The 6,824-nt window shown below is 60.2% G+C and carries 4 protein-coding genes, 2 tRNA genes and 1 riboswitch; of the genes, 4 read left to right on the forward strand and 2 right to left on the reverse strand.

Translation table 11 applies throughout. The features are described 5' to 3' along the window. Positions 1–276: 276 nt before the first annotated feature. Positions 277–564, forward strand: a riboswitch (cobalamin riboswitch). Positions 565–802: 238 nt separating this feature from the next. After that, complete coding sequence (locus tag Q9S52_RS10150) at positions 803–1,885, forward strand: hypothetical protein (RefSeq protein WP_297623878.1); 1,083 nt, start codon at positions 803–805, stop codon at positions 1,883–1,885. 210 nt (positions 1,886–2,095) lie between these two features. Next, a complete protein-coding gene (locus Q9S52_RS10155; RefSeq protein ID WP_304709030.1) occupies positions 2,096–4,966 on the forward strand; it encodes a glycoside hydrolase family 3 N-terminal domain-containing protein in 2,871 nt (956 codons plus the stop codon). A gap of 65 nt (positions 4,967–5,031) precedes the next feature. Here the strand turns inward: Q9S52_RS10155 and Q9S52_RS10160 are convergent, their stop codons facing one another. Both Q9S52_RS10160 and Q9S52_RS10165 read right to left on the reverse strand, forming a co-directional pair. Then, on the reverse strand, positions 5,032–5,637 hold the full coding sequence (locus Q9S52_RS10160) for a recombinase family protein (RefSeq protein WP_297623884.1): 606 nt from the start codon (positions 5,635–5,637) through the stop codon (positions 5,032–5,034). Positions 5,638–5,889: 252 nt separating this feature from the next. Next, complete coding sequence (locus tag Q9S52_RS10165) at positions 5,890–6,426, reverse strand: ferredoxin domain-containing protein (protein WP_304709031.1); 537 nt, start codon at positions 6,424–6,426, stop codon at positions 5,890–5,892. 222 nt (positions 6,427–6,648) lie between these two features. Here Q9S52_RS10165 and Q9S52_RS10170 point away from each other — a divergent pair. Together Q9S52_RS10170 and Q9S52_RS10175 are read left to right on the forward strand one after the other, a co-directional pair. Continuing rightward, positions 6,649–6,721 (forward strand) — tRNA-Lys (locus Q9S52_RS10170). Between the two features lie 28 nt (positions 6,722–6,749). Next, positions 6,750–6,822: transfer RNA gene (locus Q9S52_RS10175), tRNA-Lys, on the forward strand. The last annotated feature ends 2 nt before the right edge of the window (positions 6,823–6,824 follow it).

Raw genomic sequence — 6,824 nt, forward strand, 5'->3', positions numbered from 1 at the left:
GTGAACAAAGAGAACCAGAAAAACTTTAGACGGATGCTTACGCATCCTCAAGCTGCCGACGGCCCCACTTACGTAAGGCGGAGAAAATCCTAATAAAGCACCCAACGGGTGCGGGGACGGGCGAAACTTACGTTTCGCTATGACAGCTTCGGTCTTAACAACCTCTATTCCAACGCACAGCTGCCTCTACTTATCCTCATGTACGCCATCCCCCGCATGAACCACGCTCTACAAAAAAAGAAGGCGGGAGATTTGGCGAGTTCGGAAAAAGAAATCTATCTTTGTGTCGGCAATGGTTCGCCGAAGTTCTCCACTCCGAAACGGACGGTCGGAGGGCGGCGATCAAAAGGGAACCGGGTGAGAATCCCGGACAGTCCCGCTGCTGTGAACCCCTCGGTACTTCGCGTGTGCGATACCGACAAATCGGGTGACGGGCAATCTTGTATACGCCACTGTTCGTGAGGACTCTCGCCGGCTCTGAGCCGACAGACGCTCCGGAATGGGAAGGCGCGGCCCGTCGCTCGGGGGTAAGTCAGAAGACCTGCCTTGCCGTACCCTTGTTGTCCGCTTTCGAGGATTTAGAGCCGGAGAACGCCACGATTTTTTACCTTATTTTTCTGGGATTTCCGAAGAAGGAGAGTCGATCTCTGTGCGCGCGGTTTCGTGTGCGCGGAGAAGAACGACAGAGAACGGCCGTACGATCGTCGTACCGGCCGGAAGGTCGATTTTCGTCCGGGTTCGATGCAGTTTCCGACAGCGGCACAAGTCGTTTGGAAACCATTTTTAACTCACACGAAAAAAGATGAAAAAAATCAACCTCCTGACGGCACTCAGTGCCGCATTGTTGCTCTTCGGCTGTAAAGACGACAAAGGGCCCAAAGTGCCCCTGCCCCACGAACCCACCGAAACCATCGGATACTACGTCCTCAACGAAGGTACGCAGAGCGGCGGAAACGCGACATTGGGGTATTACGACATCGCAACGAAACATTTTACGCCGGATTATTTCGGAATGCAGAACCCGGGCGACGAGCTGGGCGATTTGCCCAACGACATGACGATCTACGGGACGATGGCCTATGTGACTCTGAACGGCAGCGGCGAAGTGGTCGTACTGGGAGCGGCCGACGGCAAAGTCCGGAAACGGTTGGCAGTCGAGGGAGCGCGCTCGTTGGCGGCGCACGACGGAAAAGTCTACGTCTCGTCGTATAAGGGCGAAGTCGTGCGGATCGACACGCTGTCCCTGACCGTGACCGGTACGGCTGCCGTGAACGGCAAGTATTGCGAGGGGATCGCCGTGTGGAACGACAAAATCTATGTGGCCAACAACGCTACCCCGACAGGGCTGCAATCCAAAGGAAATACCGTGTCGGTGATCGACATTCCGACATTTACGGAAGAGGCGCAGATTACGACGCCGACCAATCCCGTCGGATTGACGGTCGGCGCCGGGCGGTTGTACCTGACGACTTCGGCCGTCTACGACGACTCGTGGACGACCATGCTGGAAGACGCGCGGCTCCATCGGATCGACCCGAAACAAAACAGGGTGGATTATACTTTTCCGGACGTGACCGTGTCGAGCATGGCCGTGCTCGGAGACTACCTCTACACCGTACATTTCAGCTGGGAGACCTACACGGGATCGTCCCGGAAAATCAATCTGGCGACCGACGCCGTGGCCGATTTTCTGGCGGAAGCGCCCGGCAACTCGGTCTACGGCATTTCGGCCAATCCGCTGACCGAAGAACTGTTCGTGATCAATTCCGGATACACCGGCCCGGGTACAGTGGATTGCTACAATGCAGACGGTACTTTCCAATATCAAATGACGGACCGGGCACAGGGGCCGTACGTCTCGAAGGTGGTTCCGGTGAATAAATAACAGGTAAAAACTTTAGTAGTGTAAGGTTTTTATTCGGAAGCGCCCCCTCCGGCGAGACGGGGCGCGGGGCACGGGGATGGTGGTTCTTCCCCGTGCTTTTTTGTATCCCCTTTTATATCTCTGCGTCCGGTGTCCGCACCCCGGATGTGGGGCGGTGGAGGGAAAAAGTGGCTATCTTTGTCCCGCTACTAACACCAAATCTTTGATTTTATGAGAAGAAAGACCATGCTCTTGCCGGCCCTGTTCTGTGCATGTCTGGCGGGGAGCGCCGCCGCACAGGGGTTCGACAAAGCGGGAAAACCGGTGATCCGTCCCGAGTATAAGCCACGGGGCGACATCTACCGAAACGGATGGATCGACTTCAACAAAAACGGGAAGAAAGATATTTTCGAAGACCCGACGCAGCCGGTCGACCGACGGGTGGAAGATCTCCTTTCGCAGATGAACCTCGACGAGAAGACCGCCCAGATGGCTACGCTCTACGGCTACGGCCGCGTGCTGACCGACGATCTGCCGAAGCCGGAGTGGAAGACCGACCGCATCTGGAAAGACGGCATCGGCGCCATCGACGAGCATCTGAACGGCTACCCGCCGGGGCGGCGCAACCGGAGCAATCCGTATGTGTGGCCGGCGTCGAACCATGCGTGGGCGATCAACGAGGTGCAGCGGTTCTTTGTGGAGGAGACGCGGCTGGGGATTCCGGTCGATTTCACGAACGAGGGGCTGCGCGGGGTGGAGAGCTTCAAGGCGACTAATTTCCCCACCCAACTGGGGGTGGGGCACACGTGGAACCGGGAGCTGGTCTACCGGATGGGCGAGATCGAGGGGCGCGAGGCGCGGGCGTTGGGCTATACGAATGTCTATGCGCCGATTCTGGACGTGGGGCGCGACCAGCGGTGGGGCCGCTACGAAGAGGTCTACGGCGAGTCGCCTTACCTGGTGGCGGAGCTGGGGATTCAGCTGGTGCGCGGCATCCAGTCGCAGGGGGTGGCGGCTACGGCCAAACACTTCGTGGGATACAGCAACGGCAAGGGCGCGCGCGAAGGGATGGCGAGGAACAACCCCCAGATGTCGCGACGGGAGATGGAGCAGATTCATGTCTATCCGTTCGGCCGCGTGATCCGAGAGGCGGGACTGCTGGGGATCATGAGCTCGTACAACGACTTCGACGGCGAACCGGTGCAGGGCAGCCGCTACTGGCTGACGGAGGTGTTGAGGGGGAGGTATGGGTTCCGGGGCTACGTGGTGTCGGACAGTGACGCGGTGGAATACCTTTACAGCAAGCACTTTACGGCGGCGGATATGAAGGAGGCGGTGAGGCAGGCGGTCGAGGCGGGGCTCAACGTGCGGTGTACGTTCCGGTCGCCGGATTCGTTCATCGTGCCGCTGCGCGAGCTGGTGCGCGAGGGGGCGCTGAGCGAGGAGACGGTCGACGACAGGGTACGGGACATTCTGCGGGTGAAATTTCTGTGCGGCCTGTTCGACAACCCGTATAAAAACGACCTGCGGGCGGCGGATGCCGAGGTGTGCAGCGAGGAGAACGAGGAGGTGGCCCGGCAGATGTCGCTGGAGTCCATCGTGCTGCTCAAGAACGAGGCGAACACGCTGCCGATCTGTCGGGACAGTGTGCGGCGCATTGCCGTCATCGGGCCGAACGCCCGGGCGACGGACTTCGTGACGGCCCGTTACGGGCCCAACGCCGTGGAGCCGGTGAGCGTGCTGGAGGGCATTCGGGCGGCGGTGCCGGAGGGGGTCGAGGTGGCGTATGCCAAGGGGTGCGAGCTGGTGGACGACAACTGGCCGGACTCGGAGCTGATGGACTATCCGCTGACGCAGGCGGAACGCGACAGTATCGATGTGGCATATAAAGCGGCCGCGGAGGCGGATGTCGTAGTGATGGTTTTGGGCGGGGGAACGAGGACGTGCGGCGAGAACAAGTCGAGGTCGAGCCTCGACCTGCCGGGCCGTCAGCAGCAGTTGCTGGAAGCTATTACGCCGCTCAAGGCGCAGGGGAAACGGGTGATTCTCGTCCTCATCAACGGCCGGCCGCTCTCGATCAACTGGGCGGATCGGTATGTGCCGGCCATCGTGGAGGCGTGGTATCCGGGGCGGCACGGGGGGACGGCGGTGGCCGAAGTGCTCTTCGGCGACTACAATCCGGGCGGCAAGCTGACGGTGACTTTCCCGCGGAGCGTGGGGCAGATTCCGTTCAACTTCCCGACGCTGCCGTCGGCCCAGAGCGACTCGTGGGGAGCCAACGGGCCGCGCAGCCATCGGGCACGGGTCAACGGGGCGTTGTATCCGTTCGGTTTCGGACTGAGCTACACGACGTTCGCCTACAGCGACCTGCAACTCTCCGACACTGTGGTCACCCCCTATCAGGGGCTGACTGTCTCGTGCACCGTGACCAATACCGGCGACCGGGCCGGGGACGAAGTCTTGCAGCTCTATCTGCATGATCGGCTCTCTTCTGTGATGGCCTACGAAAAGGTGCTCCGGGGCTTCGAGCGGGTGCACTTGAAGCCGGGCGAGAGCCGGATAGTCGAGTTCGAGCTCTGTCCGCGCGACCTGGAGATCCTCGACAAGGATTACAACTGGACGGTGGAGCCGGGCGACTTCACGGTGATGATCGGCGCCTCGTCGGAGGATATCCGGCTGCGGCGCGACTTTACGGTGGTCGAGGCCGGCCGGCTGCGGGAGATGCGGGCGACGGAGCGCAAGGGGGCGCTGGCGGCGAAGGTGTCGGCGAGCGTGGCCGACGGGCGGGCGATTTACACCGTGGACGGCGACCCGCAGACCGCTTGGGAGGGGACGAAAAACCAGTATATCACCTATGAGTTGCGCAGCGGGGCGAAGCCGTCGGAGATCGGGATCGCGTGGGCGGAGGGCGAGCCGGTGGAGTTCGAGATCCAGCTTTCGAGCGGCGGCGGTCTCTTCATCCCCGTGTGGCGCGGCAAGAGCCGGATGAACAACGGCGAGACGGAGCGCTACCGGTTCGACGGCGCGACGTCGAGCGACCTGCGCATCCTGATCCTCAGCGATCGCGGTCGGATTTGCGAAGTCGAGTTGGCCGAGCTATAGGAGCGGCGGCGGCAATACGGACGGGGCAGGACTCACCGAACAGACGGGGCGTCCTGCCCCGTCTGCTATTCCGGGAATCGGTACTCGCGCCGAAAAGTGTAGTAGACCGTGCGCGAGACATTGAACGTGCGGCAGATGTGGCTCACCGTGCGCCCCTGACGCAACATGTCCGCAATGGCGTGGCGGTTGTCGATCAGGATGCGTTTCTTGACGTCCGTGCCGTACGGCCGTCCGATATGGATGCCTTCGGCCTTGCGGAGAGCGAGCGCTTCTTTCGTCCGGAGCGACATCAGGTTGTGTTCGATCTCGGCCACGAGGCCGAAAGCGAAAGCCAACACCTTGCTGTTGATGCTGTTGTCGAAAGCGTATCCTTCTTTGGTGCTGTAGAGGACGATGTTTTTTTCGAGACATCGGCCCAGAATCGACATCAGGTCGGTGAGCGTGCGGCTCAGGCGCGAAATTTCGGTCACGATCAGCGTATCTCCGCTCTGCATGCGCCGCAGCAGCGGGCCGAGTTTCCGGTCTCGGTCCCGCGTCTTGCCGCTGACCGTTTCGGTGACCCACCGGTCGATGGCGAGGTCGCGGATCCGGGCGAATCGACGGATCTCCTCTTTCTGGTTCTCAATGTGCTGTTTGTCGGTGCTGACGCGCAGGTAGGCTATGACGGACATGGTCGAAAATGATATGAAGAGGTTGGTAAATAGTACGGTTTGCCGAGTAGCACAAAGAAACGAAATTTCCGGCCGGATTGAAATTCGGCCGCAGAGAAAAATGTGACGATTATTTCGGCAAACGACAGATATACAAACCGATTAGTCGAATTTTTTGTCAGATATCGGACGGGCGTGGCACGGGGAGAAAAAAGCCAGGCCCGGACTCTCAAAAGAGTTCGGGCCTGGCTGCGCAACCGGTTCGGATAACGGTCACAGCGGTTTTCGGTCGAAGAAAGGGTTCTTGCTGCCGGCGCTCAAAGGCACCCCCAGTACGGCGTGGCAGCCCGGCAGCAGGTCGAGATCTCGCGCCGCGACTCCGATCGAGTACATCACGCGGCAGTCCATCCGGTGGTCGGCAGCGACCGAGACTGCCGACCCCACGGCAATCCCGAGGTCGTTCATATTGAAGGCGCACGGCGCCCCCGGAGCTTGCTGTTCCTTGGCCGCACAGGTCGGAAACCCGCACCACCCGCAGTCGAGCCCCAGTGTCGCGCGTCGGGTGCCGAACAAGACGACTGCGCCCGCTTGGCGGATATTGGCCCCGTCGCGGGCGAAAAAGCCGCGTCCCGGCCCGGCGCTCATCTCGACGAGCCGGTCGGCGAGGTGTCCGATGGTGTCGCCGGTGAGCAGCGCGAGTTCGAGGTGGTCGACGCCGCGGGCTTTCGGAGCTGTGCGGGCGGCGTTCATCATCAACTGGGCGACCTGACGAAGGGTCGCGTTCCGGAGGTCGGTTTCGGTCTCTATCATGACAAATTCGGTTGGTTTCATCCCCTGTTCGGAGGTCGATGTCAAATATCGGCAATATTTTTCGAACTGTCAAGAGCTTCGTTAATCTCCTGTTTTCGACCGAATTACCCACTTTTCGGCCAATCTGTCGGTCATATCCGGTGTGTTTTTTGCGTTTTTTCGATCGATTTTTTTGCTCGGTTCGAAATTTTGTCTACTTTTGCAGTGCCGAAAGGGCCGCCTGCTTCTCTAGCTCAGTTGGTAGAGCACGACACTCTTAATGTTGGGGTCCAGGGTTCGAGCCCCTGGGGAAGCACGAGTTCGCACGCAGAACAAAACATACTGATTCCGTAGCTCAGCTGGTAGAGCACAACACTTTTAATGTTGGGGTCCTGGGTTCGAGCCCCAGCGGGATCACG

The organism is uncultured Rikenella sp. (genome assembly GCF_948810725.1).
Taxonomy (GTDB): domain Bacteria; phylum Bacteroidota; class Bacteroidia; order Bacteroidales; family Rikenellaceae; genus Rikenella.